Origin of the sequence: Pseudomonas cedrina subsp. cedrina (assembly GCF_001983175.1) — a bacterium.
Lineage (GTDB): Bacteria > Pseudomonadota > Gammaproteobacteria > Pseudomonadales > Pseudomonadaceae > Aquipseudomonas > Aquipseudomonas cedrina.
On sequence record NZ_MNPW01000006.1, the window covers coordinates 199,063 to 215,412 of the forward strand.

Below are 16,350 nucleotides of genomic sequence, written 5' to 3' on the forward strand. Positions count from 1 at the left end.
GCTCGCCATACAGCCAGCGATCATCGCTGACCGCTCGCTGCGAGCAATTCCTTCAAGATCGTTGCCGGGTCGGCCCGCTGTTGCTTGCGGTAGTCGCCGACATGGCGAACGAACAGTGTTGCGCGCGTTACCAGGCTCTTGCCGAGCACAGGCTTGCGATCCAACTCTTCCTTGATCCGTTGAAACTGCGCCTGGATCACCGCATCGGTGTAGCGCGTGCCGGTGGCCAGGTTGTCGATATAGATCGCCACCGCGCCGTCGAGGGCGCTGCGGCCATTGGCAAGGGCTATGTCAAACAGCTTCGCGCTGGGCTCATCCTTGGCGTCGATGGCCTGCTGTCGGCTCTTTTGCAGGTTGGCCAGGCGGATGTTGTAGTTGGCGATGGTCTCCGCCACCAGGGCGGCCGACTGAATCAGGTTGCCCGCCGCTTCCTCGCGTTGCTGGGCGATCAGCGAGACGTTGCGCTTGAGCTCTTCGTTGACCAGCCCCAACTCGGCTTGCAGCTTGGGGTCGACGCTGGCGGCGATAATGCTGTCCAGGCGCTTGGTCGGGTCCTGGGCGTCATCGATGGCATCGGTCAGCGACGCCAGGCGGCCCTCTTTCTGCCACTGGGCGAACAGCTCCTTGTAGCGCGAACGCGGCGCCGACAGCGCGCCAATCGCCACCCGGAAGCCGGTGGTCTCGTTGCTTTGCTCGGTGCCGTCGGCAGCGAACAATGGGTATTCGCGGCGCATGCCGGTGAACAACGTGCCCTCGCCTTCCAGGTAATTGCCGCCCTTGACCACAAAGCCGCCATAGGTGCCCTGGCGACGCCCGGCGTGCACCAGTTGGAACGACTCCTGGACCATTTCCGCCGCGTTGCCGATCACATCGAACAGGCCGATCGGGTTGGGCAATTTGGTGCCGATGGGCATCAGGCGCGCGGCCTGGCCGGTGCCGCCGGCGACCTGATTGAACACGGCGTAATCGCCGAGCGGGCCGTCGCTTTCGCTGCCTTCGACGCGGCGCGGGAACAGCCGCCCTTCCAGGTCCTGACGGCTCACGGCCTGGCCACCGCGTGCGGCGAATTCCCATTCCACTTCGGTAGGCAGGCGCACGAAACCCAGGCCGCCGTCTTCGGCCGACGAACCGCGTCCACTCACCGGCAACAGCTCGCGGTGGTATTTCATCAACCAGGCGCTGTATACCGCCGAGAAACGCTCGGCTTCAAAGCGCGACAGCTTCACCTTGGGTAAACGCCCAGCCATGCCAGTGGGTGCATCGCACGCCGGCGCCGGCTCGCCGCTGGCCAGGGACTGCGCCTGGGACATGACCTGGGCGTACTGGCGCGCAGTCACTTCGTACTTGCCGATGAAGTACAGCATGGGCTTGAGCGGGGTCTTGGCGTCGGTCTTCGGCATCAGCGGCGCGACGACTTTATTCCAGTCCTTGGGCAAGTCCTTGAGGGTGAACTGGCCGTTGATGAAATCGCGGCGGTAACCGGAAATAAACGACTGCTGATAGCCCGCCTCACCTTCGGAAAACGGGTAGCCGAGGCTGATCTCGCGGTCGTCCAGGGTGCCCTGGGCCAATACGTAGGCATAGCGGAACACCATATTGCCTTCGCACGGCAGCGGCAGGCTCACGTCATCCGGCAACGGCTTGGGGTTGTCGAGCTTGTCGCTCGCTTCATCGGCCCAGGCCATCGAAGCCAGGGTCAGCGCCACACAGGCGCCCAGTAACTTATACATCTCTGATTCCTTCAGAAGCCTGGATACGCGCCACTCGCCAACCGCCACAGGCCGCCGCCACGGCGCTGACGCCGAGGACTGCAACCAGGGCCAGGCCGTAATGATGCGCCAGCAGGCGGCTGGCGTGTTCGCCCGGCACCTGCACGAATAATTTATTCAAACCCGCCTCGGCCAGGCCATACAGCCCGGCGCTGAGCACGGCGGCAAAGCCTGCGCTATAGAGCGCCTGCAGCACCACAAACAACAACAGCCCACCGGTGGAAAACCCCAACAGGCGCAACACCGACAATTCCCGCCGCTTGCGCGCCACCGCTGCCAGCGCGCCAGCAAAGATCGCCGCGAATGCCCCGGCCAGCGCCAGCCCACAGATTACCCAAAACACAATCGACAGATTGCGGCTCAACGACTGCACCTGCGCGATGGTCTGCGCCTGGGTCGACACCAGCAGATTCTGCCCGGCGAAAAACACGCGCAGCGGCTCCACGTCGGTGAGGCTGCGCGCATACAGGCGAAACGCCGGATACACACGCTGCTCGCTCACACCCACCTCATCGCCGGCCCACCCCAATGTCGGTACTGCACGGCCATCGCGGTAATCTTCAACGGCTTCCAGCAGCCGCAAATCGGCAAACAACCCGTCACGGGCAAAGGCTTCCAACGGCAGTACCGCCAGCACCTGCACGCCTGTGCGCTGGGCCTCCACGCGCCCCGCCACTTGCCGCGCAAAGCTGGCTTGCAGCCAATCCCCAGGCCGCGCGGCCAGCTTCTCGGCGGCGGTGTGGCTCAATACGATCTGGTCCAGGCCCCTTGGCACCGGTAGGCCGGCGAGCAATGGGTCACCGGTCGCGGTCGGCAGCATTTCCAGGGCCAACGTCCCCACCTGCGCCGTCGCCGCAATCTGCCGCGTACGCGGTAACGCAAACGCCACATCAGTGCGCTGGCCGAGTTGCTCGATAAAGACGCTGCTGAATCGACCACCGCCCAGCGGAATAATTTCACGGGTGGCGGGGTCGGTCTGCAAACGTTCGGTCAAACTGCTAACCAGTCCAAACTTCAGGCCGAATAACACCAGCAACGGCGCGATGACGGCGACCAGCGCCAGTACCGAACAGGCGGACAGCCAGGCATCGTTGCGATAGTCCTGCCAGGCCAGCGACGTCACCAGACCGATGCGCATCAGCACGCCTCCCCGAGGGTGGCGGTGACGCCGCCGTCGGTGTCGCGACGGCAACTGATGCGCCGCACCTGCAAGCCACTGGCGCGGGCGAGCGGCTCGTCATGGGTGGCGATCACACAGGCGGCACGGTGCTCGCGGGCCTGGGCCAGCAAGGCGTGCATCACACGCTCGGCGTTCAAGGGGTCGAGTGAGGCCGTCGGTTCGTCCGCCAGCACCAGTTGCGGCGCATGGGCCAACGCACGGGCACAGCTGACCCGCTGGCGTTGGCCCACCGAAAGCGCAGCCGGCTTCTTGGCCAACTGATCGCCGATCTCCAATTGCTCGGCCAGGCGCGCCACGCTGCCATCGTCCGTCAAGCCCAGCAGTTGCCGGGACAGCGCGATATTGCCGCGCACATCGAGAAAACCCAGCAAGCCGCCGGTTTGCAGCACATAGCCCAAATGCTCGCTGCGCAGCGCGGCTAAGTTGGATTGCTTATCCGCCCGCCACAACCCGGCGATGTCCTGCCGGTTGAATTCAAATTGCCCGACCTGATCCGGCGCCAGTACCAACGCCAACAGGTCCAGCAAGGTGCTCTTGCCACAGCCGCTCGGCCCGACAATCGCCACTTGCTCACCCGCGCGCAGCGCCAGCGCCGGGATCACCAGGCTGTAGCGCTGGCTACCGACGCCCCGGCTCTTGTGCACCGCGCTCAGGTTCAACATCACGGCAGCGTCGACAACGGCACGCGGTACAACGCATCGCCCGGTTCGGCGTCGCCGAAACGGACCCAGTTGGCCAGGTCGTTATGGAAGGTTTCATACAGGCGGATTTTCGAATCCAGCTCGTCGATGAAGTCTTCCTGCTCGGCCACGCTCAACGACAACCACAGGTCCTGGGTCATGTTCAACGACTTGCTGCGGTACGGCAGGCCTTCCAGGTATTCGCCAAGAATGCCGCCGTCGGCCAGGTTGCCGCCCTTGCGCAGGGCTTGTGGATCGCGGCTCATGTAGGCCGAAGCGCTGGCGATTTCCTGGAAGAAACCCTTGGGTGACGTCTGGGTCTTGCGCGCGGCATCGACGATCAGCTTCAGCGACTGCTGCAGGTCGTTGAGCTGCAATTTGGTCAGCATCACGCACACCTGGAACGCCGGCAGCGCCGGGTTGGTCAGGTCGCGGTCGGCGGTCCAGGCGCTGACCAGTTGCGGCGCCTGGCTCGCGCTTTTGCGACCGAGAAAGTCCATGTGCATGGCATAACCGACCGCCGCGGATTTATCCGCAAGGCTAGGCGCGCTGTTCAGCAACGGCACCGGCTGCGGCGTATTGCTGCGCACCTGGTGCACGAGGTTGGCGAATACCGTGCCGACTTCATCCACGCGTTCCCCCAACTTGCGTACATCGCCACCGGGCACCGGCGTGTAGAGGTCGCCGATCTGCGGGTTGGCGTCGGCGGTGAGGATGCGGTATTGGCTCTCGGCACCGGCATGGGTTTTCTTGCCGGCGTCGGTGCGCAGATGCAGGGCATAGATCTTGATCTGCTTGCCCAGCGCAGCCTGGCGCACTTCGGCTTCGTTCATTTGGGTCGTGGCAAACGGGTCGTTCTTGCGCAGTGCACCGGCATCAGTGACCAGCAGGATGATGCGCCCGCCGTAACCGGACCAATCCATGCCGTTCACCGCTTGCATCACCCCGGCGAACGCGTCTTCGTTGAACGAATGGCTCGACACGCTGGACGCTTTGACCTGGCGCGCCATGTCAAGGAAGCGTTGCGGGTCGCGGCCCTGGTCGAGGGTGATCAGGGTCTTGGCCACGTACTCCAGGCCTGGGGTCTTCTTGATGCTGTTGCGAAAACCCACCATGCCGAAGCTGACGCTGTCCAACTCGCCGCGCTCGCCGATGCGGGTTTGCAGCTCGTGCACCACGTCGCGGATCTGGTCGATGTAAGGTTGCATCGACACGGTGGTGTCGACCACCAAAACAACGGCCGTGCGGAACGCATCGGCATTTGCATTGATCACCGGCGTGGACGGTTTGGCGGCGCTGCTGCCAGGATCGATGGAGGCCACATTGAGCAACTGGACCGGCTGGCCGTTCTCGTCGAAGCTCTCTTTGGAATCGAAAATCGGCAGCAGGTAGAACTGGTTCTGCGGCACCGCGCTGGCGGTCGGTTCCAGGGCGAGGATCTGGCTATTGTCTTCGCTGTTCTTCTGCGCCTTGGCCAATGCACCTTTGGCCGCCGCAGGATCGGCCAGCAGTTTTTCCACCTCGCTGGGTTGGCGCAGGAACATCACCGGCGCCCGGCCCGAGCGTTCGGTGAACTTCAGTACCAGGCTCTGTTTCCAGTCGCTGACCTGGGCCGCCGGCAGCCAACCATCGCTGCGCCCGTCGGTGGCAGCACCGACACGCACCCACGGGCTGCCGTCGACGTCTTTGCGCTGGTAAACGTAGAGCACCGAGAACGCCGGCAGGGCTTTGCCGGCGGCGCTGCCCGCTTCATTCGAGAGCTTGGCCCCCGGTTTGCTGAGGACGCGTTGAAACAGGGTTTTCTTGCCCGCCATCAACAGCGGGCGCTGACCGCCGTCGACTTCAGCGACCGCAGGCGGTGGTGGCGTCACCTTCGGCAGCACCGCAGCGGGCGGCTTGGCAGGCTCATCGCCGGCGCTCAACCACCAATAACTGGCGCCACCAATGGCCAACGCCACCGCCACTGCAACGGCGGCCAACGCCAACACCGGTCCACGGCGCTGCTCGGACACTGCAGGGTGCTGCGTCGGCGTCACCACCTGCTGGCGCGCCGCCTGGGGTTTGTCGGTGGGTATCTCGATGGATTGCGGGGTGATGCCGGCCAAATCAAAACTCATCGGGATCGGCAGCGGTCGTACCAGCGTGGCCTCCGGCGACTCCCCCGGCAGGTTATCCAGAGCCCGCAGCAACGCCGCCGCATCCGCGAAACGCTCCGCCGGGTCCTTGGCCAGCAACTTGCGCAGCACCTCCTGGTAGCGGCCGTGGTGCACCGGCAATTCCGGCAACGGCTCAGTCAGGTGCGCGAGTGCCGTCGAAAGCGCATCGGTGCCACGGTAAGGCAGCTCGCCGACCAGAATCTCGTAGAGCACCACGCCCAGCGCATACAGGTCCGCGCGGCCATCGATCTCCTGGCCGCGCGCCTGTTCAGGGCTCATATAACTCGGCGTGCCCACGGCGAACCCGGCCTGGGTAAATTGGGTGCGATCATCCAGCGACTTGGCGATGCCGAAGTCCGACAGCACTGCCGTGCCATCGGCGCGGAACAGAATGTTCGCCGGTTTCACATCGCGGTGCACCAGGCCTTGGGCATGGGCATAGCCCAGCGCCGAGGCAATCTGGCGGATCAGCGTCACACCCTGTTCCGGCGTCAGGCCGGCGGCAATGCGCTCCTTGAGCGTGCCGTTGGGCAGGTATTCCATGGCCATGTAATACAGCTCACCGACGTTGCCGATGTCATGGATGGTCACGGTGTGCGGGTGCGACAGGCGCGCGAGGGTCTTGCCCTCGCGCAGGAAACGCTCGCAAAAGGTCGGGTCGGCGGCCAGTGCCGCCGCCATGATCTTGAGCGCCACTTTGCGCTCCAGCGAACGCTGGGTCGCCAGGTAGACGCTGGCCATGGCGCCTTCGCCGATCTCGCCTTCGATGTCATAACCAGGGATGACAATGTTCATGACGATACCTTCACGACGATGGCGGTGATGTTGTCCGGCGCGCCTCGGTTGAGCCCCAGGTGCACCAGGCTGCGCACGATTTCATCCGGCGCATCATGGCTGAGGACTTCGCGGATCTCATGGTCTTCAATGGTCTTGTTCAGGCCGTCGCTGCACAGCAGGTAACTGTCACCGGGGGCGATCAACAGGTCGAGCACCGCCACTTCAAGCTGGGCTTCCACACCGACGGCGCGGGTGACGATATTGGCGCGCGGATGGCTGCGGGCGTCGGCCTCGCTGAGTAGGCCGCTGTCTTGCAGGTCCTGCACATAACTGTGATCGCGCGAAAGGCTCTCCAACACCCCGTCGCGCAGGCGGTACAGGCGACTATCACCTGCCCACAGGCACACGCCGCGCAAGCCCCGGGCGGCCAGCAGCACCACGGTGCTGCCCATCATGGTCACGCCACGGTTGGCGGTTTCTTCGCGCACGGCGGCGTTGATGCGGATCAGGTCATTGCGCAACGCCGCCGAGTATTCCTCCAAAGAACGCCCCAGCGGCACACTGCGCAGGCTGTCGACGATCAGGCTGCTGACGTAATCGCCCGCCGCGTGTCCGCCCATGCCGTCAGCCACCACCCACAGGCGGTTCTCCGGCAGGTCCAGGCAAGCGTCTTCATTCACCTGGCGCACCATGCCCACATGGCTTTTGCTCGCCGATTTGTACGTCGCGCCCATCTACACCACACCTTCTTGTCCGAGCAAAAACTGCGCAAAATCGCCGGCGGCAGGCAGGCCCTGACACCGCAATAAACCGGGGGAAATACGCTGCGAACCACGGCCCCACCACAAGCTCGCACCCTCGCAGGCCTGCTCCGCCAGCGCGGCCAGGCGCTGATGCGGCTCGGTAGCGGCCATGCGTTGCAGGCCGGCGAAGCGGCTGTCTACCGCACGTGGTTCAGTGGCCGGCAGGCCCAAGTGATCGAGGCCGTCATTGAACCGTTCGAAGGTCGCGCCAGCATCCAACGTACTGAGCAGCAACGCTTCGGCCTGTTCGAACCAAGTATCGGGCCCGCCCACCAAGGATGCCGGGTTGGTGTCGTGATCGAGCAACGCCACCACCGCCAGCGGGAAGTAGCGTCCGACCCGGTCGATGCTCGGCATCACCACGCCCGCCGCCGCGTCCGGCCCGCACACGCCCGGCGCCAGCACGAAGCGCCACAACGGGCTGACCAGATACACGTTAAGCCACTCGCCGCCCAGGCTGTCCTGGCTGGCGAGCAACCCCGCCGCCAGCCAGTTGTCCCACGGGCCGACGAAACTCTGGGGCAAGGCACGGCTGACGAAATCCCCACGACTGGCCAACTTGCCGTAGAAACCCAGCGTCGTCATAGCCGCTCCGGCAGGCTGAAGCCGCTGAGCACGCGGCTCTTGAACGGGTTGAAGGCGCTGTTGGCGCGCAGCTCGTAGGCGATGCTCGCACCGTCGACGCGCAGGCGCAGGTTGAAGCGGTCCGGCGAATTACCGGCGGTGAGGTCCGATTGCTCCAGCAGGCGGAACCAGGCCCACGGCCCGTCCAGGGTCACGCCGGAGCGGCCGCTGGCCGAGGGCGGCATGATCGAAATGCGCACCACGCCAATGCTGCCGGGGTTCGGCCACTGCATCGCCACCGGGCGACTCGGGCCGTGGTCGTAGCTCAATTGCTGGCCGTCCAGGTCCAGCAGGAACTGGGTGATGGTCGGGTCCATCGACACGGGCTTGAGTTCGAAACGCACGATGGGCTGGGTGCCCCCCGACCTGAAGAACGCGTCACGAATCGTCGCGGCACGCTGGAAGGTTTGCAGCACACCCGGTGCAATCCCCAGCTTCTGCGCCGCGCCCGGTTGCCAGCGCCAGGTCTGCGCCGAAGTATCCACGTAGGGCTGCAGGTACTTGCGGAAGTAATTGTCCATCACCCCGCCGACTCCGAAGAACTGGCCGAAGTCATCCAGGGTGGCGTCACGGGCACTGCCCGGCGACATCGGGTAACGCCCCGCCAGGGACTGGCGATACACGTTGACCACTTCGCTGACCCAGGCTGCGTTCAGCTGGTTGCGTACCCCGCCCATCATGCTGTTGGTGGTGGAGTTGACCACTGACTTGACCAGGCCCTGTACCAGCGGCGGCTGGCGTTCGGCATTCAGGCTGACCCGTGTCGCCGCAGCCGCCGCCTGGTTCTTCGCCTCGCCGAGCAAGGCATCGCCGCTGGCACCGACCATGGCGCTGACCTGCACATACAGCGCGTTCATATCGGTGAGCAGACCGTCGATGGCCGCCGGTTCGCCTTCGTTCTTGCTGACAATGCTGTTGAGTTCGGCAAAGTGCGCCGTCACCGGGTCATCCGTGGCGGCAGGTGCGTTGGCGCTCGGTTGTTCCTGGCCGAGCAGGCTGCCGAGGCGCTCCTTGAGCTTGTCGACGCCGCCTTCCACCGGCACGCCTTTGGCGACCAATTGGCGTTCTTCAGCTTGCAGGTCGGTTTCCTTCGCCACGGCCACCAGCAGTTTTTTCAGCGGGGACGTGGGGCCGGAAATCACCCGCAGCACATCGGCCGCCTGGGCCACGCTGGTGATCGGCACAAAGTCGATATCCGCCAGCAAGGCATCCCACTGGCGCTGGTAATCCTGGAAATACAAACGACGCACATCGGCGGCCAGGCTGGCTACGTTCTGCTGGTCGGCCTGCTCGTGGCCAAGTACCCATTGCTCTTCAGCCAGGGTGCCGGTCTGGTTCAGGCTGCTCAACAGGAACGCCTGGCGATAGCCCTTGGCGGTGAAGAACCCACTCAGCGGTTCGCCCAACGGCTTGCCGCTCTTGCGGCTGAACACCAGTGCCGCATCACGGCCGGCGGCTTCGTTGATGCGAAAATCCGGAATGCCTTCCGGCAGTTTCTGGCGTTTGACCCGGTCGTAGACGCGTTGCGCCACCGGCAGCTGTTGCAGCTGGCGGCGCAGATCGTCGATCAGGCGCGGGTCGAGGCGCGCACTCGGCGGGTGGCGTTCGAACAGGGCTTGCAGGTGCCCGGCCAAGGCTTGGCGCTGATCGGCCGGTAGGTCGCGCGGCAGGTTGCGGTCCCAGTCGAGGGCGATCCAGGCCTTGATGAAGTCCGGGTCATAATGCTCGGTGTCGGCGAGCATCAAGTAGGCTTTGAGGCCTTCATAGAGGAAGTCGGAATTGCCGCCGCCGTGCAGTTGTTCTTCGATGCGGGTCACCAGGCGTGGCGCAAACACGGCAATCAACAGCTTGCGGTAGACACTGGCCGACTCGGCTTCAAGCATGTCGCCCTGATACAGGCCGAGGCCTTCGGACCAGCTTGGCGAGTCGCCCGCCAGGTTCTTCACCGCGTTGAGCAATGGCAGCACCGCGAGCACTTCACGCTGCGCCGGGCTCAGGTTCTGCACGGCCTGGCCCAGCGGCGCGACCTTCTGGTCGACTTGCGCGATATACGCCTGGTTGGCGCGGTAACTCACCCACCACAGGCCGCTGACCACCACGACCAATGCCACGGTGGCGGCCAGCACACCGCGCGCAATCCATTTGCGGCGCCGTTCGACCTTGGGGTTCACCCCCACCAAGCCGCGTTCGGCAAACGCCACGGCGGTGAACAGCTTTTCGATGAAATAGCTGCGCCCGGTGCCGCTCTGGCGCGCCAGATGCTGACGGTCCAGGTTCATGCTCTGGGCCATGGCGCCGATCAGGCGGTCGATCGGGCTGCCTTCCTGGGTGCCGCTGGTGAAGTACACACCGCGCAGCAACACGCGCTCTTCAAAGGCATTGGGCTTGAACACGCCTTCAAGGAAGCTTTGCAGGCAATCCTTCAATGCGCCGAACTGCTGCGGGAAGCCGTAGATCAGGTCGCGCCGCGCCGGGTCGCGCTCCTGTTGCAGGCGTTCCACCAGGCGTTCGTTGAGGCGCTGTTCCAGGCCGGCGAATTCGCTTTGCAGGTGCGCCAACGGGCTGTCGCTGTTTTTGCCGTCGTCCAGGGCAAAGGTCATGCCCCACACCTGGGCGCGGTCTTCCTTGCTCAGGTTGTCGAAGAACTCCATGAAGCCCGGCACCAGGTCGAGCTTGGTCAGCATCAGGTAGATCGGGAAACGCACGCCCAGTTGGGTGTACAGCTCCTGGATGCGCAGGCGGATCGCCGCGGCGTGGGCGGCGCGCTCGGCGTCGGTGCCGAGCAGCAAGTCCGAGAGGCTGATAGCAATGAATGCACCGTCGATGGGCCGTCGCGAGCGCTGCTTTTTCAGCAGGTCGAGAAAGCCCAGCCACGCGGCTTTATCCACCGTGGAGTTGCTGTCCTGGGTGGTATAGCGGCCTGCCGTGTCGAGCAATACGGCTTGATCGGTAAACCACCAGTCGCAGTTGCGCGTACCACCCACGCCACGCACGGCGCCTGCGCCCAATTGCGCGGCCAGCGGGAAATGCAGCCCCGAATTGACCAGCGCCGTGGTCTTGCCCGAGCCCGGTGGGCCGATGATTACGTACCACGGCAGCTCATAAAGGTTGCGGCGCTCATCGCCACCGAGCTTGGCCTTTTTCAGCAGCGCCAGAGCCTCGTCCATACGCTGGCGCAGCGTGGTGAGTTCTTCGGCCGTGGCGACGCTGTTCGGGTCTGCGGGGGTTTCGGCGGCCAGGCTGCGCATCACTTCGGCGGCCTGACGCTGCGCCTGGACGATGCGCAACACCCGGTAGGCGATCCACAGCGCAAACACCAGGACGATCAGCGCCCAGCGGCGTCCTTCCGGCACCAGCACATCGAGCAACGGCCCGACGAACCAGATGATCAGGCTCAGGGCGATCAGGCCCAGCACGGGGATCACCCAGCGAATCATGAAACTGAACAACGCCTTCACTCGACGCCCTCCGCCAATACGGTGATTTCAACCCGACGATTGCGGGCACGGCCTTCGGCTGTTGCGTTGGTCGCCAATGGCTCGGTGTCGCTGCGGCCCTCGGCACTGAAGCGATCGGCCTGGCCGGTCTTGGCCGCCAGAATCTCCAGCACCGACTTGGCCCGTGCTTCGGACAAGGCCCAGTTGGACGGAAAGCGCAGCGTGGCAATCGGGCGGTTGTCGCTGTGCCCGGTAACGCGCACCTGGCCCTTGACCTTGCGGATAGCGTCGGCAATGCGCAGCATCAGTGGCTGATAATCGTCGACGATGCTGGCGCTGGCGGAGGCGAACAGTTCATCGCCACGAATGGTCACCACCGAGCGGTCGACCTTATCTTCCACGGCGACGCGGCCGGCCTTGATTTCTTCAGCAAGGAAGCCCGCCAGGCGCGGCCGTTCGATGACTTTGGGCTGCGCCACCGGGCGGTCGATGGCCTGCACCGGGATTTCGCCCAGCGCATGGATATTCTTGAACACCGGCTCGGCGTCAGCCGCCAGCAACATGCGCAAGACGAACAACAGCGCCAACAGCAGCGCCAAGCCGATGGCCACGGCGATCCAGGGCGGCATGAACTGCGCCAGGCGATCGCGCGCCACGGTCACGCCGCCCCAGTGCGGCGACAGTTCGCGCTCGTGTTCGCCACGGGCGCTGCGAATGGCCGCGGCGGTGCGTTCGCGCAGGGCCTCCAGCTGGCTGCGACCGTCGTTCATCACGCGATAGCGGCCTTCGAAACCCAGGCACATGCACAGGTACAACAGCTCCAGCAGGTAGAGGCGTTCGCGCGGGCTTTGCAGGCAGTGCTCAAGCAGCTGGAAGACCTTTTCGCCGCCCCAGGCTTCGTTGTGCACGGTGATCAGCAGGCTTTGCTTACCCCAATCACTGGTGCTGCCCCAGGGTGTGCTCAACACGGCTTCATCCAGCGCGGTGCACAGCGCGTAGCGCGCCAGCAGCACTTCGTTGCGGGCGATGCCGGCGGCTTCGGCGCGCTCTTCGAACTGGCGCAGGTAGGCCAGCAACTGCGCACGCAGGCTGGCCGGCGCCGGATGGGCGATGGTGTTGCGCAGGCGCGTCAGCAAGGCAAGCAGCGGGCCGGCGGCGCTTTCCAGCGGGTTCAGGCCGTGGCTCTTGCCGGTGAGCATTGGCGCGGCCGGCATCGCCAAAGGCGCAGGCTCGGCACGCGCAGGTTCCGGCGCCCGGCCACCCGGACGCGGCATGAACTGGGTGCGGTCATCATCGTTGGGGTGCATCGCGGATTATCCTCGGATCGCCCAGAAGGCCAGGTTCAAGCCCGGGAACTGCCCGGCGATGTGGAAAGCGAAACCGCCGGAATTGCTCAGCTGTTGCCAGTGCTCGCTGCCACGATCGAGCTCGTAATAGGTCGAGCCCGCGTGGTACGGCAGTTGGCGTGGCGCCACCGGCAACGGCAACAGGCTGATGCCCGGCAGTTGCAGGTTGACCAGGTCGCGGATGTGCTCCACCGAGCCGACTTTGCTCTGCTGGCCGAAACGCGCGCGCAGGGTTTCGCCGGGCACATCGGCACGCACCACCAGAATGAAGCTGGCGCTGTCGAGCAAGGTTTTGTCGGCCAACATTGCCACGTGGACACCGTAGGCTTTCTCGACAATCGGGATCGGCGTGGCCTTGCTGTCGATCAGCATCGACAGCGCTTCGCGCAATGCCGCCATCACCGGGGCGAAGCTCAGGGCCAGGTCGTCGTGCTGGTACTGCGGGTATTCCTGGGGGCGGCGGCCCGAGGTCGAAAAGGTCGAGAACTCGCCGGCCAGGCTGACCAGTTCGCTGTAGAAGCGCTCGGGGTGCAACGGGCTCAGTTGGCTCAAATGCTGGACTAGCGGTTGCGCACGGTTGACCAATTGCAGCAGCATGAAATCGGCAATCTCCGACGCACCACCGGCGCCCGACGCAACCACGCGGCCGGCCAGGGCTTCGCCGCGCTGGTGCAGCAGGCCGAGCAATTCACTGCGAAACGCGGTAAGCGGCTTGCTCGCGGCCACGTCGAGTACGGGCGCAATGTAAGTGTCGTCGAGCACCAGCGCGCGGTCGGCGCGTTTTTCCTTGATGCGCACCAGGCCCACGGCGGCGTAGTCGCTGATGCCATCCTGGGCGGTCAGCAAGCGCAGGGCACGTGAACCGACGGCCACTGGGGCGCGGTTTTCGAACGGCGCGTTATCGTCACGCACTTCGCGTACCTGGCTCACGTAACGCGCGGCTTCCAGGGCTTCGCCTTGCTCCACGGTATCGCGGGCGCCAGCGCGCTTGAGCGGCAGGGCCAGGTACACCAGGCCGTCGCGCAGGTTGTCGTCGATATTCAGCGGGCTCGGCGCCAGGTCATCCTGGGGAATATTGAACGGCGTGCCGTCGGGCAAAAGGCCGCGTGCCGAGACAATTGCCAGCTTGCCCTGGGCCAGCAGGCCCTGGTCGATCAGCAACTCGGAAAAACCCCAGGCGCCTGCGCACAGCGGACGGCTGCGGGCGTCGATCAGGTTTTCCAGGTAACGGTCATGCTGCTGGAAGTGCTGCGTTCCGATGAACATGCCTTCCGACCAGACCACGCGATTGTTCCAGGACATGGGAGCTCCGATTGCTTCTTATTGGGCAGGGCTGGATGGGGAGGCCACGACGTCGGCGCGCACGGCACGCACATCGAGGCTGATCTGGTATTCGGTGTATTGGCGCGCGGGCACGTTGATGACCGTGCGCCATTGCGCGCGGTCCAACTCTCGATAACCCACCAACAGCCCGATCTGGCGCGTGGACGGGTCGAGGTCGCGCTGGATGCTCAGTTGCGCGCCGGGCTGCACCACCACTTCGTCCTGGTCCAGCAGGTCCAGGCCCAGGGTCGATTGCGCGCGGTCCGCCAGGGCGAAGTAATCGGAACGGGCGAACGTGGCGGCGTTTTTCAGCTCGAAAATGCGCACCCGCACCGGCGCGGCCTGGCCGTCGGCACCGGGGTTAAGCCCGCTGATCGCGTGGAAATGCAGCTCGACGGCGGCCGTGTCTGCTTCAGCTTCTGCTTCGGCAGGCGCTTCGGGTTTGGCGGCGTCTTTGGCACACGCCGTCAGCAGAAGCAGTGTGGCAACTGCGAGTAAAAACCTGGGAATCATCCTGCGTCCTCAATGACGTACTTGGCTATCCGTTAATCCATGTATTGCGGCGCGGTTTACCGACGCTGTCGGGCGCTGTGTTCTTCGTAGGCCCGGCTGAATTCGCGGCCGAACAGGTCCTGGAAATCTTCCTGGGCCTCACGGGAAATATTGCTGTAGAGCTCGGTGAACTGCTGCCAGTACTGGGCCTGGCGCGAGCCGTTGAAGAGGCTCGACAGCCCGCCGGGCTTGCCCATGCGCTCTTCCAGTTGCGCCGGTTCGAAGCGGCTGAGCAGGTGTTTGATCGCCGCTTCCACGCCGGCCATCACCGCCAACTGGTGCGCGCGCAGGTCGTTGAAACTGTCGCGCACGGCGAGGTCCGGCGCCATAAACGCCTGGTTGCCGTGGCGTAGTAGCAGCAGTAACGCTTCGTCGGCATTCGGGGCGAATTTCAACGGATTGTTTTCGGCAGGCTGGATCATCGTCTGCTGCATGCGGAACTCACCCTTGAGGCTGGCGCGGGCACGCAACACGTCGATCAGGCCTTCGACCATCAAGCGGTAGCTGCGGCCGATGCTCTCCATCTGGGCCTCAGCCTGAGCCTTGTCCAGGCGCAGTTGATCAAGGCCCGCGCCGCGCAGGAAGGCTTGCAGAAGGTCGGGTTGCTGGTTGTCCGCCACGGGGAGCACGGGCTCGACCACGGGTGGCGGCAGGATGACTGGCGCTGATGGTATTGGTGGTGGTGCACTGGTCACCGGAGCAGGCGCGTCGCCAAACAGGTCCCAATCCTCGGGGATCACCGCGCCTGACGCCACAGGCGCCTGTTCCACCGGCACGCTGACCGGCGTTGGCGGGCGGAAATCGTGTTGCTCGCTGGGCACGTGGTCCGCCACGGTGGGTGGCGGCACGGTGGTGGGGCTGAGGAATTCAAACAGATCCGGCAGCGTATCCATCGAGGACGCACCCTGGAACTGCGGCGCTATCACCGGCACAGGCGTGGGCGGGCTCACCACGGCGCCCATCAGCGCTTCAAAGCTGTTGGGTGATTCGCCGGCAAACGGCTGGCTTGCAACAGCCTGTACGTTGAAATCGATACGCGCCTGGATCTCGTAATCGCCGATACGGATCAACTCGCCATCCTGCAACGGCTCGCTGTTGCCCCGACGCATACGAACACCGGCTTTTACCAACTCCACACCATTAGTACTGTTATCGGTCAGGTAATAACGACCGTCTTTGTATTGAATAACGCAATGTTGCGAGGAGACCAGGCGCTCTGGGTCAGGCAGTACCCAATCATTATCCGAGCTGCGGCCGATAGCCATCGAGCCCTGATTGATGGACTTTTCGGAGCACTGCCCAGGGGTAATCTTGTGATAACTAGTGATAGTCAAACACAGCGACATCTTGCCTCCTTGCTGATACTTCGCGCGCGGTCGATTCCCGGGACAGCGCTTCCCGGGATATCCCCATCCGGTCGAGCAGTCGACCGTCCAAACCTGCCAATGCCAGCATGATCGCTGATCTTAACTGGCCTCTATGACAAAAATCCTGTCCCGGTGCGTCGTTCGACCCGTCAGTCGCACAGGTTGTTAAGCACCGCACATCTGTCACACAGGGCGAATAGCTTACCTTGACAAGGCGTAAGTACTACACCAAAAATGCACAACTTCTTGCATTCCAATGATGGCACATTAATGGCGCCTTGTTTATATGACCAAGAAAACATGCAAAGTTCCTCACGCAACTAATGCATGAACCGC

11 protein-coding genes are annotated in these 16,350 nt (G+C 64.3%); all 11 read right to left on the bottom strand.

What is annotated here, in order from left to right; genetic code table 11:
• Positions 1-20: 20 nt before the first annotated feature.
• Genes BLL36_RS14275 through tagH form a run of 11 tightly spaced genes read right to left on the bottom strand, consistent with a single transcriptional unit; the run spans position 21 to position 15,993 of the window.
• Positions 21-1,730 carry a formylglycine-generating enzyme family protein gene (locus tag BLL36_RS14275; protein ID WP_076952053.1) on the bottom strand — a complete coding sequence of 570 codons (1,710 nt, stop codon included), beginning with the start codon at positions 1,728-1,730 and terminating at the stop codon, positions 21-23.
• Positions 1,723-2,907 (bottom strand): ABC transporter permease family protein, encoded by a 1,185-nt coding sequence (locus tag BLL36_RS14280; protein ID WP_076952054.1) that lies wholly within the window; start codon positions 2,905-2,907, stop codon positions 1,723-1,725. Before BLL36_RS14280 ends, BLL36_RS14275 begins: the two co-directional genes overlap by 8 nt.
• Positions 2,907-3,611 carry an ABC transporter ATP-binding protein gene (locus BLL36_RS14285; protein WP_076952055.1) on the bottom strand — a complete coding sequence of 235 codons (705 nt, stop codon included), beginning with the start codon at positions 3,609-3,611 and terminating at the stop codon, positions 2,907-2,909. The genes BLL36_RS14280 and BLL36_RS14285 overlap by 1 nt, the downstream gene beginning before the upstream one ends.
• Positions 3,611-6,580 (bottom strand): serine/threonine-protein kinase, encoded by a 2,970-nt coding sequence (locus tag BLL36_RS14290; RefSeq protein ID WP_076952056.1) that lies wholly within the window; start codon positions 6,578-6,580, stop codon positions 3,611-3,613. Before BLL36_RS14290 ends, BLL36_RS14285 begins: the two co-directional genes overlap by 1 nt.
• Positions 6,577-7,296: a PP2C family protein-serine/threonine phosphatase gene (locus BLL36_RS14295; RefSeq protein WP_076952057.1), complete on the bottom strand. Its 720-nt coding sequence runs from the start codon at positions 7,294-7,296 to the stop codon at positions 6,577-6,579. The genes BLL36_RS14290 and BLL36_RS14295 overlap by 4 nt, the downstream gene beginning before the upstream one ends.
• Entirely contained in the window at positions 7,297-7,950 is a 654-nt protein-coding gene (gene tagF / locus BLL36_RS14300; RefSeq protein WP_076952058.1) for a type VI secretion system-associated protein TagF, read from the bottom strand. It abuts the gene before it with no gap.
• Positions 7,947-11,447: a type VI secretion system membrane subunit TssM gene (gene tssM, locus BLL36_RS14305; protein WP_076952059.1), complete on the bottom strand. Its 3,501-nt coding sequence runs from the start codon at positions 11,445-11,447 to the stop codon at positions 7,947-7,949. The genes tagF and tssM overlap by 4 nt, the downstream gene beginning before the upstream one ends.
• Positions 11,444-12,733, bottom strand: a complete 1,290-nt coding sequence (locus tag BLL36_RS14310) for a DotU family type VI secretion system protein (protein ID WP_076952060.1) — start codon at positions 12,731-12,733, stop codon at positions 11,444-11,446. The genes tssM and BLL36_RS14310 overlap by 4 nt, the downstream gene beginning before the upstream one ends.
• 6 nt (positions 12,734-12,739) lie before the next feature.
• Positions 12,740-14,074, bottom strand: coding sequence for a type VI secretion system baseplate subunit TssK (gene tssK / locus BLL36_RS14315; protein ID WP_076952061.1), 1,335 nt, complete (start codon positions 14,072-14,074; stop codon positions 12,740-12,742).
• 18 nt (positions 14,075-14,092) lie between these two features.
• Positions 14,093-14,608: a type VI secretion system lipoprotein TssJ gene (gene tssJ, locus BLL36_RS14320; protein ID WP_076952062.1), complete on the bottom strand. Its 516-nt coding sequence runs from the start codon at positions 14,606-14,608 to the stop codon at positions 14,093-14,095.
• Positions 14,609-14,664: 56 nt separating this feature from the next.
• Entirely contained in the window at positions 14,665-15,993 is a 1,329-nt protein-coding gene (tagH, locus tag BLL36_RS14325; protein ID WP_076952063.1) for a type VI secretion system-associated FHA domain protein TagH, read from the bottom strand.
• Positions 15,994-16,350: the final 357 nt, after the last annotated feature.

What these genes read in the sequence shown, in the direction of transcription:
- BLL36_RS14275 (WP_076952053.1), bottom strand. Translation starts at nt 1,730, where the DNA reads ATGTATAAGTTACTGGGCGCCTGTGTGGCGCTGACCCTGGCTTCGATG.
- BLL36_RS14280 (WP_076952054.1), bottom strand. Translation starts at nt 2,907, where the DNA reads ATGCGCATCGGTCTGGTGACGTCGCTGGCCTGGCAGGACTATCGCAAC.
- BLL36_RS14285 (WP_076952055.1), bottom strand. Translation starts at nt 3,611, where the DNA reads ATGTTGAACCTGAGCGCGGTGCACAAGAGCCGGGGCGTCGGTAGCCAG.
- BLL36_RS14290 (WP_076952056.1), bottom strand. Translation starts at nt 6,580, where the DNA reads ATGAACATTGTCATCCCTGGTTATGACATCGAAGGCGAGATCGGCGAA.
- BLL36_RS14295 (WP_076952057.1), bottom strand. Translation starts at nt 7,296, where the DNA reads ATGGGCGCGACGTACAAATCGGCGAGCAAAAGCCATGTGGGCATGGTG.
- tagF (WP_076952058.1), bottom strand. Translation starts at nt 7,950, where the DNA reads ATGACGACGCTGGGTTTCTACGGCAAGTTGGCCAGTCGTGGGGATTTC.
- BLL36_RS14310 (WP_076952060.1), bottom strand. Translation starts at nt 12,733, where the DNA reads ATGCACCCCAACGATGATGACCGCACCCAGTTCATGCCGCGTCCGGGT.
- tssK (WP_076952061.1), bottom strand. Translation starts at nt 14,074, where the DNA reads ATGTCCTGGAACAATCGCGTGGTCTGGTCGGAAGGCATGTTCATCGGA.
- tssJ (WP_076952062.1), bottom strand. Translation starts at nt 14,608, where the DNA reads ATGATTCCCAGGTTTTTACTCGCAGTTGCCACACTGCTTCTGCTGACG.
- tagH (WP_076952063.1), bottom strand. Translation starts at nt 15,993, where the DNA reads ATGTCGCTGTGTTTGACTATCACTAGTTATCACAAGATTACCCCTGGG.